Source organism: Corynebacterium sp. NPDC104732 (assembly GCF_055583565.1).
Map to the genome: position 1 here is coordinate 1 of NZ_JBVJNS010000001.1, position 15,474 is coordinate 15,474.

The window sequence follows — 15,474 nt, forward strand, 5'->3', positions numbered from 1 at the left end:
ATTTCCTGACCCCCAGCCCCGAATTACTCCCCGAGGCCCTTGCAGCCTAACCAAAACAAACGGGTCTAACCGTCAACAAAACTTGACACAGCCCATCCGATGTCCATTGAAGATTGGGGATATCAGAACGCAATACTCCTTTGTGTGTCAATAGTTCGATTACAAAAGAGTTAAATTCCTTCCCGTCGATTAGTTCTGTGCCGGCATTAGTGAACAGTTCAAGCGGATTTAATGAGCCACCTTCGAAGTCCTGCGTACTCTCGTATTCATTGATATGGAAGGGGTCGCCGGTCGGGTACCCGAATCTACTACGTTCAAACCCTAAGGTCTTCCAAATTTCAAGAATTGAGCCCTGTATCGGATGTGCTCCGTGCTTAGGATGCCAATAGATCATGCCCAGGGCGAAGCGGTTGAACCGGCCCACACCGTCTGGGGGGCCCTCTTCATCGGTGGCTGGGTAACCGAGGGGGCCTTTTTCTTCACCCGTTTCGATCCACTTTTCTAAGATCTTGCCTTCAATGGACACTACCCCGGACAGGGAAGTGTAGATACGTCCGCGTTGAAAGGATTGCTTGCGTCCGACGTTATCGCCGGTACCGATCTCATCGGAGGTGGGGTAGCCGAGGCGTCCTTGTTCCCAGCCGTTGCGTGCCCAGACGATGGAGTTGTGGGTGGTGAGCGACCATGCTCCGGTATCGGGGTGCCAGTAGATGAATCCGTTGTCGAATTCGGTGCGTTTACCCACCCCGTCAGGGTTGGTTAGTTCCCCTGATTTGGGTAGTCCTAGGAAGGAGAGGGGTGTTTGGCCTGCCCAGGCGACGGCGAGGGATTCGTACTTTGCTTTAATGGCGCCGCAGACTTGGTGGGGGCGGGGCCAGTAGGTGCGGCAGTTATCTGCTGTCATGGCCCGCAGCTGGGGTTGCTGCTCTTTGGCTTCCATTACTTCGGCTTGGTCGGCTTCGTGTTTGGTGACGGTGCCTGGGAGGGTGATGCGGTCGGAGCGCATCTGCCCATTAATGATCTCTGGTTTCGGCTCGCCGAGGTCGGTGGGTAGTAGTGGTTGTCGATGTTGTTTTTGTTCATTCCGGGTTCGCTAAAGTCCCAGTCGGAAGTGTCAACATCGTAGATGTCACGCTCTGCAGGGTGGCGCAGCTGCGAAATGTCGGTCGCGACTGTTTCGTTGGCTGATTGATCGATCTCTTGCCCGTGTGTGGGGATCGGGTTAAAGCAAACGGTGGCGAGCACGGCTAGTGTGGCTCCGAGCTTTTTATGGTTGCTGTCATGAGTGGGTCCTGGTCAGTTGTAATGACTTGTTGACGTATTGACATTGTGCGTTAATCGTCACATGTAACAGTATAGGCTTTAATAGGTTATTTAGTATTGGTTTTCGGGAAATTGTTTGAGCTAAAACAGCCCCGCGGTTTTCTATGTCCTTCCCTGTCCTGTGGTGCTGTGTCGCTACACTGCTTACCTATGACTCCGATTTCCCAGCTGCGCTCCCAGGTTGAATCGATCTTGCTTGTGGTCGATTCGCCGATCGCTGCTGCCGTGATCGCCCGCGTGCTCGATGCTGAAGAGCTGGCCGTCGTTGCGGTGCTTCGGCAGTGGCGGGATGAGCTTAACCAGCGGGGTAGCGGTATTGACCTGAGGGAAACGCAAGAGGGGTGGCGGCTGTATACCCGTAAGGAGAATGCTGGGGTCGTCGAAAAGCTTGTGCTTGATGGCAGCCAGACAAAGCTGTCCCGCGCCGCGTTGGAGACGCTCGCCGTTATTGCTTACCGGCAGCCGGTGACGCGTGCGCAGGTCGCTGCGGTGCGCGGGGTGAACGTGGATGGTGTGATGCGCACGCTGGAGCTGCGCGGACTGATCCGGGAGGTGGAATCCGAGGGGCTCGCGCGCCAGTACGAGACCTCGGAGTTGTTCCTGGAGCTGTTGGGTATTGATGGGCTGCATCGCTTGCCGGATTTAGCCCCGTTGCTACCCGATGTGGATTCGATCGACGAGGAATACTAGACTTGAACACCGTTTAAGAAACGGAGTTCTCATGCAGCCCGCAGACATCGTCGCCTTCGATCAAGCCCACCTCTGGCACCCCTATGCCCCGACACCTGCGCCGGTGGATCCGCTGCCGGTGGCGTCGGCAAGCGGCGTGCGCCTCACACTTACCGACGGGCGCGTGCTTATCGACGCCATGAGCTCCTGGTGGGCCGCCGCTCACGGCCATTCTCATCCAGCACTCGTCGCTGCAGCGAAGGATCAGATTGACCGGATGAGCCACGTGATGTTCGGTGGGCTCACCCACGAACCGGCGGTAAAACTGGGGGAGCGTTTGGTCCGGCTCACTGGCCTAGACAAGGTGTTTTATGCCGATTCCGGGTCGGTGTCGGTGGAAGTTGCGGTCAAGATGGCGCTGCAATACCAACGCGGAATTGGTCATCCAGAGCGGACCAAACTGCTGACCTGGCGGGGTGGCTATCACGGCGATACCTTTGCACCGATGTCGGTGTGTGATCCGGAAGGCGGGATGCACGCGCTGTGGCGGGGCGTGCTCGCAGAGCAGAAGTTCGTGTCGGCGCCGCCTAGTGGGGATGATTTTAGCGCTTATGTCCAGGAACTGGACGCGGCGATCGATGACACTATCGCTGCGATCATCATCGAGCCGGTCGTGCAGGGAGCTGGGGGAATGCGGTTCCATTCGCCTCGCCTTGTGGCTGAGATCCGCAGGCTCTGTACCGAACGCGGCATCTTGTTCATAGCTGATGAAATCGCCACCGGGTTCGGGCGCACCGGAAGCTTGTTTGCGTGCCAGGCTGCAGGCGTGAAACCGGACATTATGTGCGTGGGCAAGGCCCTGACCGGAGGGTTTATGACGCTCGCGGCCACGCTCGCCACACATGAGGTGGCAAGAGCTATCCAAACGACCGAGGGCGGCGGCGCTCTCATGCACGGCCCGACCTTCATGGGCAACCCGCTGGCCTGCGCGGTGGCGGATGCCGCGGTCGGGCTGATCGAGGCAGGGGACTGGAAATCCCAAGTACCGCGAATCGAAGCGGAGCTCAAGGCTGGGCTAACTCCTTTGAAGAGTGACCCTCGCGTCCACGACGTCCGCGTTCTCGGTGCCATCGGCGTGGTGGAGATGAAGCACCCGGTGGACATGGCCAAGACCACAAACGCGGCGGTAGAACACGGAGTCTGGATCAGGCCGTTCGGCAAGCTGATCTACTGCATGCCGCCGTTTATCTCAAGCAGCGCGGAAGTGGAACAGATCTGTCGCGCCATCCAAGCAGCAGTCCAAGCAAACGAGGAAAACCAATGATTATCTGCGTGACTGGAACCAACACGGACGTTGGCAAGACCATCGCAACGGTGGCGCTTGCGCTTCGTCTGCAGCAGGAAGGCTGGGAGGTCGTCCCGACCAAGCCACTACAAACCGGCGAGCCCGACGGAAAGGGCGACGCCAACACGGTCGCCGCCCTCACGGGGCTTTCCACCCACGAGTTCGCGCGCTACCCGGAGCCGCTGGCACCGAACCTTGCCGCCCGCCGGGCGGGGATAGCGCAGGCCGACATCCAGCAGATCAAGGAGTGGATCCAGCAGTTTGATGCACCGAACCGAGTCGTTCTCGTAGAAGGCGCGGGAGGACTGCTCGTGCGGCTAGCGGATGATTGGACGCTGGCCGACTTGGCGAAGGAACTAGGCGCGCCACTCATCGTGGTCACCTCCACCGGGCTGGGATCGCTGAACCTCGCGGAACTCACTGTTGAAGCAGCCCGACATAGGGGCCTTAAGGTGCTAGGCCTCATTGGTGGGTCTATTCCAACGCAGCCTGATCTGGCTACCGCTTTGAACCTCGCCGAATTCCCCGTGGTCACAGGCGTACCATTCCTCGGCGCGCTACCCCAGGGGTGCCTGGGCCGGATCGCTGAGGTAGCGCTGGAACTGGAGATCCCCGAAGAGCTGGGGCGCCGTTCGTTGTAAGAGTGCGAGACCTAGAATTCGAGACTCGGTGAATAAAACCCTAGTTTTGCCCGTTTTTCACTACGGCTACTCCCAGTCTCGAATTCCAGGTCTCGCACTTGTGCGGGAAGGCCCGCCGCGACCAGTGCAGATGTGACAAATTCCCGCCGAATCGGCTAGGCTCGTGGGCGATATTTATAACCGCATAGATAGGACACTCCTTGTGACCCCTCCCGCTCGCCGAGACGGCACACCGGATAAGAAACGGCAGCACCGTAAGGGTGCCAACAACTCTGCTCGCCCGCGCCGTGGCGAAAATCGAACCAAAGAAACTGCTGCCAGCATCTATGTCTCTAAGGCCAAGCCTGCCCGTCATCAGCATGTTTCTTCCCAGCATGTCGTGGAACCTCAAAATGGGGAAGGTATTCGCCTGCAAAAGGTCCTTGCCCAGGCTGGTGTGGCGTCGCGCCGCATGGCGGAGAAGCTCATTGACCAGGGCCGCGTCGAGGTCAACGGCAAGATCGTTATGACGCAGGGCATGCGCATTAACCCGGACACCGCCGTCGTGCGTGTGGATGGCGTGCGTATCCGGCTCAACGAGGATCTGCAGTACTTCGCGCTGAATAAGCCGTTCGGCGTGCAGTCCACCATGAGTGATGACATGGGGCGCCCATGCATCGGCGACATCGTCGGTGAGAAGCTGGACGCTGGTCAGCGCCTCTTCCACGTCGGTCGCCTGGACGCCAACACCGAGGGGCTCATCCTGCTCACCAACGATGGCGAGCTGGCGAACCGCCTCATGCATCCACGCTACGAGGTCAACAAGACGTACCTCGCCACCGTGGTAGGGGAAATGAAGCCAGCGGACGTCCGGGCCCTGAAGAAGGGCATTGAACTTGATGACGGCCTTGCCAAAGCAGACAACGCCCAAATCATCGAGGTGTGGCAGGGACGCTCAATTGTCCGCGTTGATCTGCACGAAGGCCGTAAGCACATTGTGCGTCGCCTGCTCAAGGCCGCCGGCTTCCCGGTCGAGCGCCTGGTGCGCACCAAGATTCACACCGTGCAGCTCGGCGAGCAGACCCCAGGTGCGATTCGCGCGCTTAACGACGCCGAACTCACTTCCCTGTACAAGGCGGTGGAGATGTGATGATTTCCAACATGCCAGGCGATGGCCTGATTATGGCGGTTGATGGCCCTTCCGGTGCAGGTAAATCCACGGCCTGCCGCGCCGTCGCGCGGCAGCTCAGTGCAAAGTACCTGGACACCGGCGCGATGTACCGCGTTGCTACCCTGCACGTCCTGCGCAGTGGAATTGATCCTGCTAATGAAATGGCCGTCGTTAAGGCGACTGCGGCTCTGCCGTTGCAGGTGAACGACGACCCTGCCTCCACCGAGGTGCTCTTGGCCGGGAAAGATGTTTCCCGCGAGATTCGTGGCCCGGAGGTGACCCAACACGTTTCTCAGGTGTCGGCATATCCGCAGGTGCGTGAGAATTTGGTGGCCTTGCAGCGCGCACTGGCTGCCGAAGCACACCGCTGCATCGTTGACGGGCGGGACATTGGAACCGCGGTGCTGGTGAATGCCCCGGCGAAGGTGTTCCTCACCGCGTCCGCTGAGGTGCGTGCGCGCCGTCGCTACAACCAGGACATTGCTGCTGGTCGTGAAGTTGATTTCGAAGCTGTGCTCGCAGATGTTCAGCGTCGCGATGAACTCGATTCCACCCGCGCAGTGTCTCCGCTGCGCCCCGCAGAGGATGCCGCGATCGTGGACACCTCCGATATGACTTTTGACCAGGTGGTTGATTCTCTCATTGAGTTGGCCCGCGTCTCACAGGAAGGAGCCTAGGAAATGAGCTCCAAGGAAAAAGATTTTGACAACGAGCCAGATACCGCTTTCGTGTATCACACCCAGGGTGGCGAGATCGCAGCTGAAAGCGCATACTCTGATGAGCTTGAGGTGGCGCCCGGTGGTGGCTGGGCCTCCTCCGAGTTCGACGCCGCGGACTTCGGATTGAAGGATTTCAACGAGTCGGAATTCAGCGACCCGGATGTCGGCGAAGATTTTGACGAGGAAGATTGGGAAGAAGTCGAGCGCGAGTTCGGCATCGGTCCGTCCTTCCAGGAAGAGAATCTGTGCACGGTCGCCATTGTTGGCCGACCAAACGTAGGCAAGTCCTCGCTCACGAACCGCTTCCTGGCGCGTCGGGAAGCTGTGGTGGAGGACCGGCCGGGCGTGACCCGCGACCGTATTTCCTACCTTGCCGAGTGGTCTGGCCGGCGCTTTTGGGTGCAGGACACCGGTGGCTGGGATCCGGACGCGAAGGGCATTCACGCTGCGATTGCGCGCCAGGCGGAAACCGCGATGGCGACTGCAGACGTGATCGTCATGGTGGTGGACACCAAGGTCGGTATTACGGAAACCGATGCGGTGATGGCTCGTAATCTGCAGCGCGCTGAAGTACCAGTTATTTTGGTGGCCAACAAGGCGGATTCGGATACGCTGCTGGCAGATGTGGCGGAGTTCTGGTCGTTGGGCCTGGGGGAGCCATATCCAGTGTCGGCGCAGCACGGGCGTGGTGGCGCCGATGTGCTGGACAAGATTCTTGAGCTGTTCCCGGATGAGCCACGCCACCCATCCATCGTGCAGGGGCCGCGCCGTGTGGCGCTGGTAGGCAAGCCGAATGTTGGTAAGTCGTCCTTGCTGAACAAGATCACGGGCGAAGAGCGTTCCGTGGTGGACAACGTGGCCGGCACGACCGTTGACCCGGTGGACTCCCTGGTGCAGCTCGACCAGCACCTGTGGAAGTTCATTGACACCGCAGGTCTGCGTAAGAAAGTAAAGCACGCGCAGGGCCACGAGTACTACGCGTCGCTGCGCACCCGTGGCGTGATCGACGCGGCAGAGGTGTGCGTCATGCTTATCGACGCCTCCCAGCCCATCTCCGAACAAGACCAGCGCGTGCTGTCTATGGTGATCGAAGCTGGACGCGCTCTGGTGATCGCTTTCAACAAGTGGGACCTGGTGGATGAGGATCGCCGTGAACTGCTGGATAGGGAAATCCAGCTGCAGCTCGATCATTTGCCATGGGTGAAGCGGATCAACATTTCCGCTGAAACGGGTCGCGCACTGCAGAAGCTGGAGCCAGCGATGATCGAGGCGCTGGAGGCGTGGGACAAGCGCGTATCCACGGGTCAACTCAACAACTGGTTGCGGGCTGTTATTGCCCAGAATCCGCCACCGATGCGTGGGGGACGGTTGCCTCGGGTGCTGTTCGCAACCCAGGCGTCCACTCGACCGCCGGTGATCGTGCTGTTTACCACGGGCTTCTTGGAGGCGGGATACCGTCGCTACCTCGAGCGAAAGTTCCGTGAGGCCTTCGGCTTTGAGGGTACTCCAGTGAGGATCGCGGTGCGTGTTCGAGAGAAACGCGTGCGCAAGTAGCGCGTTGCGTGGTGTGTAAGGGGCCGCTTCAGCGGCCCCTTTTTGTGACTCCTGTTACCTGAATGTGACTTTTGAGTGTTAAGTGTTTAAAGTGTCCAATGTTTCACGTGAAACGTCTGGTGATCAAGTGATTTAAAGTCAAGTTATTTGACTTGACCTAGAGTGTGAGGCAGATTATTTTCCGTTTTGTTAACGCTTTCTTAACCTTGCCGATTGAACACTATGGAAACACCCTCAAGAGGACACAAAAGGAAGTAATGAACGTACAGCACCCCGCAGTGAGCACCCGACCTTCGCGCGCCAAGCGTGCACTAGCCATGGTTGGACTCGCTGCCGTCGTCGTCACGGCTGCCGGATGTGCTGTCAGTCGCGCGGATGAGCTCCCTTCCGGGGCACACCGCAGCAATTCCTCTCTGTTCAGCTCGGTTGCGGGGCAGACCACCTCAGAGGTGACTTCTGCGTTCCCGTCCACCACATCCACTCAGGTGATGGATATGGCAGTCCAACCAGCCAAGGATGGGGTGGTCGGTGGCGATCTGGCGAACCTCGCTCAGGATGCTGCGTGGTCTGTGGCAGTGGATGAACACATCGATGGCATGCGGCTGGGGCCGATGTTCGGCGCGGATACTGTTGCGCCACTGCAGATCGGCGACGTCATGCTCGTGGGACTTAAAAGCTCAGTACTCAACCAGGCCGGCACTGCTGCGTTTTCGATGCGCGACGGCGCATTGCTGTGGCAGGATCCCTCGCTGGAATGCCAGCGGGTTGACCTGGGAGGGGCGCTGCCATGCCGACAAAACGCAGGCGAGTGGGCCCCCTTCAACCCAGCGGTGGCAGCTTTTGGCGAACCCTTGAATGCCGGTTTTGTCCCGGAGGCGTTCGGCTTTGCCGACGGCGTACTCTACTCGGCGCGCTCCACAGGTGCGGGTGCGATTGAGGTGGCTGCTGGGACTGTCGAGCACCCGGCATCGCTCTGGACAGTGACTGTGCCACGTGCTGCCGAGGCGATGGTGCCGGGTAACGGCGCCCGCATCGTGGTGGACGACACTCTGAAGGTGACCATTGGTGCCGCCGAGATCGAGATCACGCGTGGTGGGACCCCGCTCGCGCCAGAGGCGATGCTGGTGCAGCCGAACACGGGTGGCATGCTCATTGACATCGCACAAACCATCAATGATGTTCGCGTGGAGAACTCGGTGGATGACCGCGTGTCTGCTGCAACTTGGAGCGTTCCAGGACGGGTGGTGTCTAAGGGTACTGCCACCGACGGCCACAATCTCACTTTCGTTTCGGGCGATGACACAGATGGCACGAATGTGATCCGCACCATCTCGTTGGTGGACGGTCACACCATTTCGGAGCACAGCGTGGTCGCTGGTGCTAACGAGCCTCGCGACATCCAGAGCGCCGCCCGCGGCATCTTCGCCTACGACAAGCAATTCTCCCGTATTGCTTACTACCCTGCGGGCTAACGCTCGTACCGGAACGCGTCGCAGCGGTAGGGCAGCGCTATAGGCTGCTCTGGATCGAACCCTAGGTGCTCGTAAAGGTACCAGCTTAAGTTGGAGGTCATTTTCTCCCGGACCTTGCTCCCATTGCGTAGCCAGTATGCACGCGTGGCCATGAGTCGAAACAGATCGTTAGCTTGTAGAACCTGCTCCCACTCGAGGCGAAGTTCCTTGGTCAGGCGCCACGGCGCTGCAACATTCGGGTGGAAGCCAGGCTTCTGGACGTCTCCGGCGTGCATGATCCGCGTCAGCCGGTGCACCCACGGCACCCGCACGTCCAGGGTGTTCCATACCAACACCAGCGGCCCACCCGGTTTTGTTATCCGAGCCATTTCCTTGGACGCCGCTTCCGGATCCACCCAGTGCCACGTCTGCGCACTCGCGACCGCCGCCACTGAGGTGTCGGGCAGGGCGGTGGCCTCCGCCGTGGCCTGCCACACGGGCACGCTTAACGACGCGCGAAGCCGTCCCAACATATCCGCACTCGGATCCAGGGCCCATACTTCCCCTGGGAGCTGTTCGGTGAGCTTGCCGGTTCCCGCGCCAACATCGAGGATGGGGCCTTTCGGGTGTGGTTCGAGGAGCTCGATCACTTCTGCGGGGTAGCCAGGGCGAATGTCTGCGTACGTTTCGGCCCCACTATGAAAAGCCGCAGCCGTGTATTGCCGGTGAGCCATTCCGGTGAATTTGGGGTTATCACGGCGGGAAGGAAATGGGGTCGAGGTCATTCCCTGACTTTAGCGCAGGTGTACTCAGTGGCGGAGGGAGCCGCGATTGCTGGTAAACCCGGGAAGCGTTTCCCGGGTCTCGGGGTGGAGAGGGGGTAAATAGTGGCTTTGGGGCGGGTTGTGGGGCCGAGATCCGGGTTTCACTTCCCGGGGATCTCGGGATCCTAAGAACCTCCAGGAAAGGCAAGCAACAGAAAACCTGGCTGAGGAGCAAATTTGTTCCTCAGCCAGGCTTGTTGTCGGGCTGACCGGATTCGAACCGACGACCCCTTGACCCCCAGTCAAGTGCGCTACCAAGCTGCGCCACAGCCCGTGGCTGTTTCGTTGCGATAACGAAACTAGAAGTAGGTTACACCATCGATCATCGTGGTGAACAATTAGCTCCACTTAGCTCGTGGTGGGGTCCAGGTGTGGATGCGTTTTAGCAGTTCTTCAGGGGTATCGGCGACGATGAGGGCGTCGACAAAAGAGGTTGCGATGAATCCTTGGTCGCGCATGCGAGCGAGCATGTCCAGCAGGGGAGCCCAGAAGTCGCGGCCGTAGAGGGCGACTGGTTTGTGGTGGATGCCGAGGATTTGCCAGACCCATGCTTCGAAGAGTTCTTCTAGGGTTCCTGCTCCGCCGGGCATGGCTACGAAGGCGTCGCCAAGCTCGGCCATTCGTGCTTTGCGTTCGTGCATGGTGTTTACCACCTCGAGGTGGGCGAGGCCGGGATGGGCGAGTTCTTTGTCGGCAAGGCCGGTGGGGATAATCCCTGAGGCGCGGCCGCCGGCGGCGATGACGGTGTCGGCGATGGTGCCCATGAGGCCGATTTTCCCGCCGCCGTAGACGAGCTCGAGGCCGTGGTCGGCGAGGGCCTGGCCGAGGGCGCTCGCCGAGGATGCGAAGGCGGGGGAGTTGCCGAGCGCTGAACCGCAGAACACAGTCACTGATGTCACCGGATCGGGTAGGGCTGGGAATACGTGGTCGGCGAGGAGGGGCGCTAGCGCAACGTGAGGTTCTTGGGGCTGCACCCAGGCGATTTCCGCGATTTCGTTGCACGGCGCTGGGGATTCGAGCAGCAGTGCCGTGAATACTTCGGCTGCTATGTGGGTGTCTGCTTCGTTGGCGGCAGGCGCGGTGAAGGTGCCAAATGGGTGAATGTCGGTGATGTGGGCTCCGAGTTCCTCGAAGGCCTCTCGGAGCGCGGCTTCTTCAAAGGTTTCCCCGGGTTCGGGTTTCCCGCCGGGGAACATGTAAAGGTCGGTGCCTTGTTTGCGGACGGTGAGGACGCGGCCGGCTTCGTCGTGAAGGATCACAGCGGACACGGAAATGCAGGTCACGGGTTAGCCTTCCTCTACGTAGATCCAGTTGCCACCGTCGCGGGTGAATCGGGAGTGTTCGCGTTGGCTGCCTCGTTGTTTTCCCACGCGGTAGTGTGCTTCGAAGTCGACGGTTCCGGTGCTGTCGAGTGGTCCGCCGCCCGTGGTAGCGAGGACGTCGAGTCGGTAGAAGGTGATGTTGTCATCGAATCCGAGTTCCGTCGGCCGGGTGTCCTGAGACCAGGTGCGCAGCAGGTAGTCGGCGTCGTGGACCACGAAAGCGCTGTATCGAGAGCGCATGAGCGCCTCCGCGGTCGGGGCGGGTTTGCCGCGGTGGAACACAGCGCAGCATTCCCCGTAGGTCAGTCCGGTGCCACAGGGGCAGCGGGTGGCGTCGCTGATCACGAAATAGTGTCCTTTATAGTGGCCCCGAGCAGCTTCTCGACGCCCCCAGTGGTCACCGCAGCCGCGAGCGTTGCGCGATCCTCGTCAGACAGGTCGCCGACGAGCGTGACGCTCCGGGTGATGGCGTCGCCTTCGTAGGTGACGGTGACCTGGACGTCGTCAAGCGTGCGGATGCGCTGCGCGGTCGCGGCCGCCCGGACGGCGTTGTTGGTGTCGGCGGCGAGCGCGGACAGCAGCAGTTCCTGAGGGGAAATGTCGAGGTCTTTGCCACCCTGGGCGCGGGGCACGTCCGTGAACAGTTCGCGGGCACCGGCGCGGACCGCGGCGCTCATCTTGGTGGACTGGGTGGAGCGGGCCACGGCGGTGTGCTCTGGAAGGGGTTCTACCTCGGGCGCAGCAGCGAGGTATTTTTGGAACCAGCTGTAGATGATGCTTGCGGCGTACTGGGCGGCGCCGTCGCGGGTCATGAGGTGGTCCACCTTGTCCAGGGACACCAGCGACTTCGGGTAGCGCGCGACCAGGTAAATTTTCTGTGCGGAATCAATGCCGACGGTCTGGTCAATCGGCGAGTGCAAGATAAGCAGCGGCTTGCGCATCCGGCCGATGTAGGCCTCCGGGTTGATCTCGGCGAGATCTTCCAGGTAGCTGCGAGAAATGGTGAGCTCGCGCCCGCCAAGGGTGACCGGGACCGCGCCGGTTTCATCCACCTCGCCGATCTTGTCGGCGAAGTGCAGCACTGAGTGTGCTGGGTCGAATGGCGCGCCCATCGTTGCCACCGCGCGTATCGACGGCATGTCCTTCGCTGCCTTGATCGCCATGGCGCCGCCGAGTGAGTGACCAATGAGCAGCTGGGGGGCTTCGTAATTCTCCTCGAGCCACGCGGCGGCTGCATGCAGGTCAGCCACATTCATGCTGAAGGAGGAATCCGCGAAATCGCCTTCGGATTGGCCGAGGCCAGGGTAGTCGAACCGCAGGCAGGCGATGCCGTGCTCGGCGAGCCATTTACACGTGCGGGCAGCTGCTGGGGTGAAGCGGCTACCGGCGAAGCAATGCGAAAACAGTGCCCACGCTTTGGGAGTGGTTTCCGGCATGTCGATGGTGCCGGCGAGGGTGTACCCCGCACTGCTCGGGAAGGTCACACTAATTGAGTGCAAGACGATTCTCCCTTGGTTGATGACAGTGATTGGTTGCAATACTAACGAATGTTGTTTATGCATGTTTTGGGCGCGGCGGGATAGAGTTGGGCCATGGATTGGTTATGGAAAGCACTGGGTGGAAAATCGGGCCGGAACCAGAAACGGAGCCAGGCGATCGTCGATAAGTCGAATGTCGCCGCGTCCGAGTTATCCCAGCTCAGCGATAATGAGCTGGTGCAGCGCGCACGTGATTTGACTGCCGGAGGGCAACTAGGTGACCCGGCGGAATTCCTCGCCGTGCTGTCGGTTGCGACACAGCGCACGCTCGGCGTGAATCCTTTTGCAGTGCAATCTCAGGCCACGCTCCGGCTCCTGGAGGGTGACGTTGTGCACATGGCTACCGGTGAGGGGAAAACCCTGGTCGGCGCGATGGCCGCCACTGGATACGCTCTCATGGGCAAGCGAGTTCATGCGATCACCGTCAACGACTACCTCGCTCACCGTGACGCCGAATGGAACCGCCCGCTGGTGGAATTCTTCGGCCTGACCGTCGCCAGCATCACCGAGGCGATGGACCAGGTGGCGCGTCGTGAAGCCTATGCCTGCGACATCGTGTACGGTCCGGTCAACGAGATTGGGTTCGACGTGCTGCGCGACCAGCTTATTACCCGTCGGGACCAGACCGTCCAGCATGGCGCCGACGTGGCGATCGTGGACGAAGCTGATTCGGTACTCGTCGACGAAGCCCTCGTGCCATTAGTCTTGGCAGGATCCGAGCCCGGCGCGGCTCCCACCGGGCAGATCACCCAGATTGTCAAAACGCTGCAAGAAAAGCGGGATTTCACCATCGATGCTGATGGGCGCACGGTCTTCCTCACCGACGATGGCGCGCATCGTGTGGAAAAAGCGCTCGGAATCGCCTCGCTTTTCGACGACGAGCACGTGGGCACCACCCTCGTTCACGTGAACCTTGCCCTTCACGCTAGGGCACTGCTCATCCGCGACGTGCACTACATCGTCCGAGAAGGAAAAGTACAGCTCATCGACGCTTCCAAGGGGCGGGTGGCCGACTTGCAGCGCTGGCCTGACGGTATTCAGGCCGCGGTGGAGGCTAAGGAAGGCCTCGCGGTGACCGAGGGGGGCCGGATCCTGGACTCGATTACCCTCCAAACCCTCATGGGGCGCTACCCGCTGGTGTGCGGCATGACTGGTACCGCCGTGGAAGCTACTGACCAGCTGCGTCAGTTTTACGGCCTGCGAGTGTCCGTGATTGACCGCAATCGCGAGTTGCAGCGGTTCGACGAAGCCGACCGGATCTATGCCACTGCCGCGGAGAAACAGCGTGCGATCGTGACGGAAATTCGCGACCTTCATGCCAGCGGTCGACCCGTGCTGGTGGGCACGCATGATGTGGCCGAGTCCGAGCAGCTCGCCGAGGCGCTGCAGGAGTATGGCATTTCTCCTGCGGTGCTCAACGCTAAGAATGACGCCGAAGAAGCCCGAATTATTGCTGAGGCCGGTGACATCGGTCGGGTCACGGTGTCTACCCAGATGGCTGGCCGTGGCACCGACATCAGGCTTGGTGGCGCAGATGAGTCCGATAAAGAGCAGGTTGTCGCCCTCGGTGGCCTCGCGGTGATCGGAACTGGGCGCCACAAGTCTTCCCGCCTGGATAATCAGCTGCGCGGACGCGCGGGACGCCAGGGGGATCCGGGCAGCTCGTTGTTCTTCGTCTCCCTGGAGGACGATATGGTGCTCGCGGGCGGGGCGGGCGAGAACCTGACAGTGACCCCTGAACCCGACGGCCGGATCACCGCGAAACGTGCTCAGCAATTCGTTGATCACTGCCAGCGCGTGACCGAAGGGCAGCTGCTGGAGATCCACGCCCAAACCTGGAAATACAACAAGCTCATCTCTGACCAGCGCGCGATCATCGACGAGCGGCGCGCCGGACTTCTGGACACTCCGCGTGCCTGGGAAGAGCTGGCCGAGCGGAGCCCGGAGCGGGCCGCATCACTGTCACACCTGCCCTCGTCCATCACCGAGCAAGCCGCTCGCGACATCATGCTCTTCCACCTGGACCGGGCATGGAGCGACCACCTGGCCCTGCTTGACGACGTCCGCGAATCGATCCACCTGCGCGCCATCGCTCGTGAGACCCCTATCGATGAATTCCACCGCATTGCCGTGATGGAGTTCAAGGCGCTCGCGCAGGAGGCCGTCGATAAGGCGGTGAGCTCCTTTAACGACGTGCTTATCGACGCCGCCGGTGCGCATCTCGACGACGCTGGGTTGGCGCGGCCATCGGCGACCTGGACGTACATGGTGGGCGACAATCCGCTTGCGGAATCCGGAAATTCGCTTATCAACGGCTTCCGTTCAATATTTAAATAACCAGCACAAATTCATGTAAGTTGACTTAAATAGGGGACGTTCGATGCACCTGGTGCACGAACAACCGCTATGATGGAGCCATTACTTAAAAGGTGTACTTCATAACCTGGAGGTTTAGAAACAATGAGTGACAACACCGGTATTCCTGACGCACAAGTCGAGACCACCTCTGTTTTCCGTGCTGACCTGCTGAAGGAAATGGAATCCGGCGCTGGCACCTCTCCAGCAGTCGCCGGTAACGATAACCTGCCTGCTGGCGCAGCCCTGCTTGTGGTGAAGCGTGGCCCGAACGCTGGATCCCGCTTCCTGCTGGATCAGGCGACCACCTCCGCTGGCCGTCACCCAGAATCGGACATTTTCCTGGATGATGTCACCGTGTCCCGTCGTCACGCTGAATTCCGTATGAACGACGGCGAATTTGAGGTTGTTGACGTTGGATCCCTCAACGGCACCTACGTCAACCGCGAGCCAAAGAACTCCCAGATCCTTGCCACCGGTGATGAGGTGCAGATCGGCAAGTTCCGCCTCGTATTCCTCGCCGGCCCAAAGGCTTAAGTTCTAATTATTAGGCGCATCTTGCATCATCCATGCTGGGTGCGTC

General features: G+C 60.3%; 14 protein-coding genes and 1 tRNA gene. 9 read left to right on the forward strand and 6 right to left on the reverse strand.

Annotated elements, in window-relative coordinates; translation table 11 throughout:
* Nucleotides 1-46 precede the first annotated feature (46 nt).
* The gene (locus ACZ6ZO_RS00005; protein ID WP_465289679.1) at nucleotides 47-1,006 is read right to left on the reverse strand and encodes an LGFP repeat-containing protein; all 960 of its coding nucleotides are present in this window, start codon (nucleotides 1,004-1,006) and stop codon (nucleotides 47-49) included.
* Between the two features lie 467 nt (nucleotides 1,007-1,473).
* Between ACZ6ZO_RS00005 and scpB the strand changes: the two genes are divergently transcribed.
* The 7 genes from scpB to ACZ6ZO_RS00040 all read left to right on the forward strand — a co-directional run bounded on the left by scpB (nucleotide 1,474) and on the right by ACZ6ZO_RS00040 (nucleotide 8,873).
* Nucleotides 1,474-2,013 (forward strand): SMC-Scp complex subunit ScpB, encoded by a 540-nt coding sequence (gene scpB, locus ACZ6ZO_RS00010; protein WP_465289681.1) that lies wholly within the window; start codon nucleotides 1,474-1,476, stop codon nucleotides 2,011-2,013.
* A gap of 31 nt (nucleotides 2,014-2,044) precedes the next feature.
* Nucleotides 2,045-3,316, forward strand: a complete 1,272-nt coding sequence (locus ACZ6ZO_RS00015; RefSeq protein ID WP_465289683.1) for an adenosylmethionine--8-amino-7-oxononanoate transaminase — start codon at nucleotides 2,045-2,047, stop codon at nucleotides 3,314-3,316.
* Nucleotides 3,313-3,978, forward strand: a complete 666-nt coding sequence (gene bioD / locus ACZ6ZO_RS00020; RefSeq protein WP_465289685.1) for a dethiobiotin synthase — start codon at nucleotides 3,313-3,315, stop codon at nucleotides 3,976-3,978. Before ACZ6ZO_RS00015 ends, bioD begins: the two co-directional genes overlap by 4 nt.
* Nucleotides 3,979-4,180: 202 nt before the next feature.
* Nucleotides 4,181-5,107 carry a pseudouridine synthase gene (locus ACZ6ZO_RS00025; protein ID WP_182386056.1) on the forward strand — a complete coding sequence of 309 codons (927 nt, stop codon included), beginning with the start codon at nucleotides 4,181-4,183 and terminating at the stop codon, nucleotides 5,105-5,107.
* Complete coding sequence (gene cmk, locus ACZ6ZO_RS00030; RefSeq protein ID WP_465289986.1) at nucleotides 5,107-5,805, forward strand: (d)CMP kinase; 699 nt, start codon at nucleotides 5,107-5,109, stop codon at nucleotides 5,803-5,805. Before ACZ6ZO_RS00025 ends, cmk begins: the two co-directional genes overlap by 1 nt.
* A gap of 3 nt (nucleotides 5,806-5,808) precedes the next feature.
* Nucleotides 5,809-7,401 (forward strand): ribosome biogenesis GTPase Der, encoded by a 1,593-nt coding sequence (gene der / locus ACZ6ZO_RS00035; protein ID WP_182386059.1) that lies wholly within the window; start codon nucleotides 5,809-5,811, stop codon nucleotides 7,399-7,401.
* A gap of 257 nt (nucleotides 7,402-7,658) precedes the next feature.
* Nucleotides 7,659-8,873 (forward strand): hypothetical protein, encoded by a 1,215-nt coding sequence (locus tag ACZ6ZO_RS00040; protein ID WP_465289688.1) that lies wholly within the window; start codon nucleotides 7,659-7,661, stop codon nucleotides 8,871-8,873.
* Here ACZ6ZO_RS00040 and ACZ6ZO_RS00045 read toward each other — a convergent pair.
* From ACZ6ZO_RS00045 to ACZ6ZO_RS00065, 5 genes are all read right to left on the reverse strand, one after another.
* The gene (locus ACZ6ZO_RS00045) at nucleotides 8,870-9,637 is read right to left on the reverse strand and encodes a class I SAM-dependent methyltransferase (protein ID WP_182386062.1); all 768 of its coding nucleotides are present in this window, start codon (nucleotides 9,635-9,637) and stop codon (nucleotides 8,870-8,872) included. The two genes, ACZ6ZO_RS00040 and ACZ6ZO_RS00045, sit on opposite strands and share 4 nt — an antisense overlap.
* 239 nt (nucleotides 9,638-9,876) lie before the next feature.
* Nucleotides 9,877-9,950, reverse strand: a tRNA-Pro gene (locus ACZ6ZO_RS00050).
* A gap of 64 nt (nucleotides 9,951-10,014) precedes the next feature.
* Nucleotides 10,015-10,959 (reverse strand): TIGR00730 family Rossman fold protein, encoded by a 945-nt coding sequence (locus ACZ6ZO_RS00055; RefSeq protein WP_232843280.1) that lies wholly within the window; start codon nucleotides 10,957-10,959, stop codon nucleotides 10,015-10,017.
* A 3-nt stretch (nucleotides 10,960-10,962) separates the two neighbouring features.
* Nucleotides 10,963-11,343 carry a YchJ family protein gene (locus ACZ6ZO_RS00060; RefSeq protein ID WP_182386064.1) on the reverse strand — a complete coding sequence of 127 codons (381 nt, stop codon included), beginning with the start codon at nucleotides 11,341-11,343 and terminating at the stop codon, nucleotides 10,963-10,965.
* Nucleotides 11,340-12,497: a bifunctional alpha/beta hydrolase/OsmC family protein gene (locus ACZ6ZO_RS00065; protein WP_465289691.1), complete on the reverse strand. Its 1,158-nt coding sequence runs from the start codon at nucleotides 12,495-12,497 to the stop codon at nucleotides 11,340-11,342. The genes ACZ6ZO_RS00060 and ACZ6ZO_RS00065 overlap by 4 nt, the downstream gene beginning before the upstream one ends.
* 93 nt (nucleotides 12,498-12,590) lie before the next feature.
* Between ACZ6ZO_RS00065 and secA2 the strand changes: the two genes are divergently transcribed.
* Nucleotides 12,591-14,873 (forward strand): accessory Sec system translocase SecA2, encoded by a 2,283-nt coding sequence (gene secA2, locus ACZ6ZO_RS00070; protein WP_465289693.1) that lies wholly within the window; start codon nucleotides 12,591-12,593, stop codon nucleotides 14,871-14,873.
* A gap of 123 nt (nucleotides 14,874-14,996) precedes the next feature.
* Nucleotides 14,997-15,428, forward strand: a complete 432-nt coding sequence (odhI, locus tag ACZ6ZO_RS00075) for an oxoglutarate dehydrogenase inhibitor Odhl (RefSeq protein WP_182386069.1) — start codon at nucleotides 14,997-14,999, stop codon at nucleotides 15,426-15,428.
* The last annotated feature ends 46 nt before the right edge of the window (nucleotides 15,429-15,474 follow it).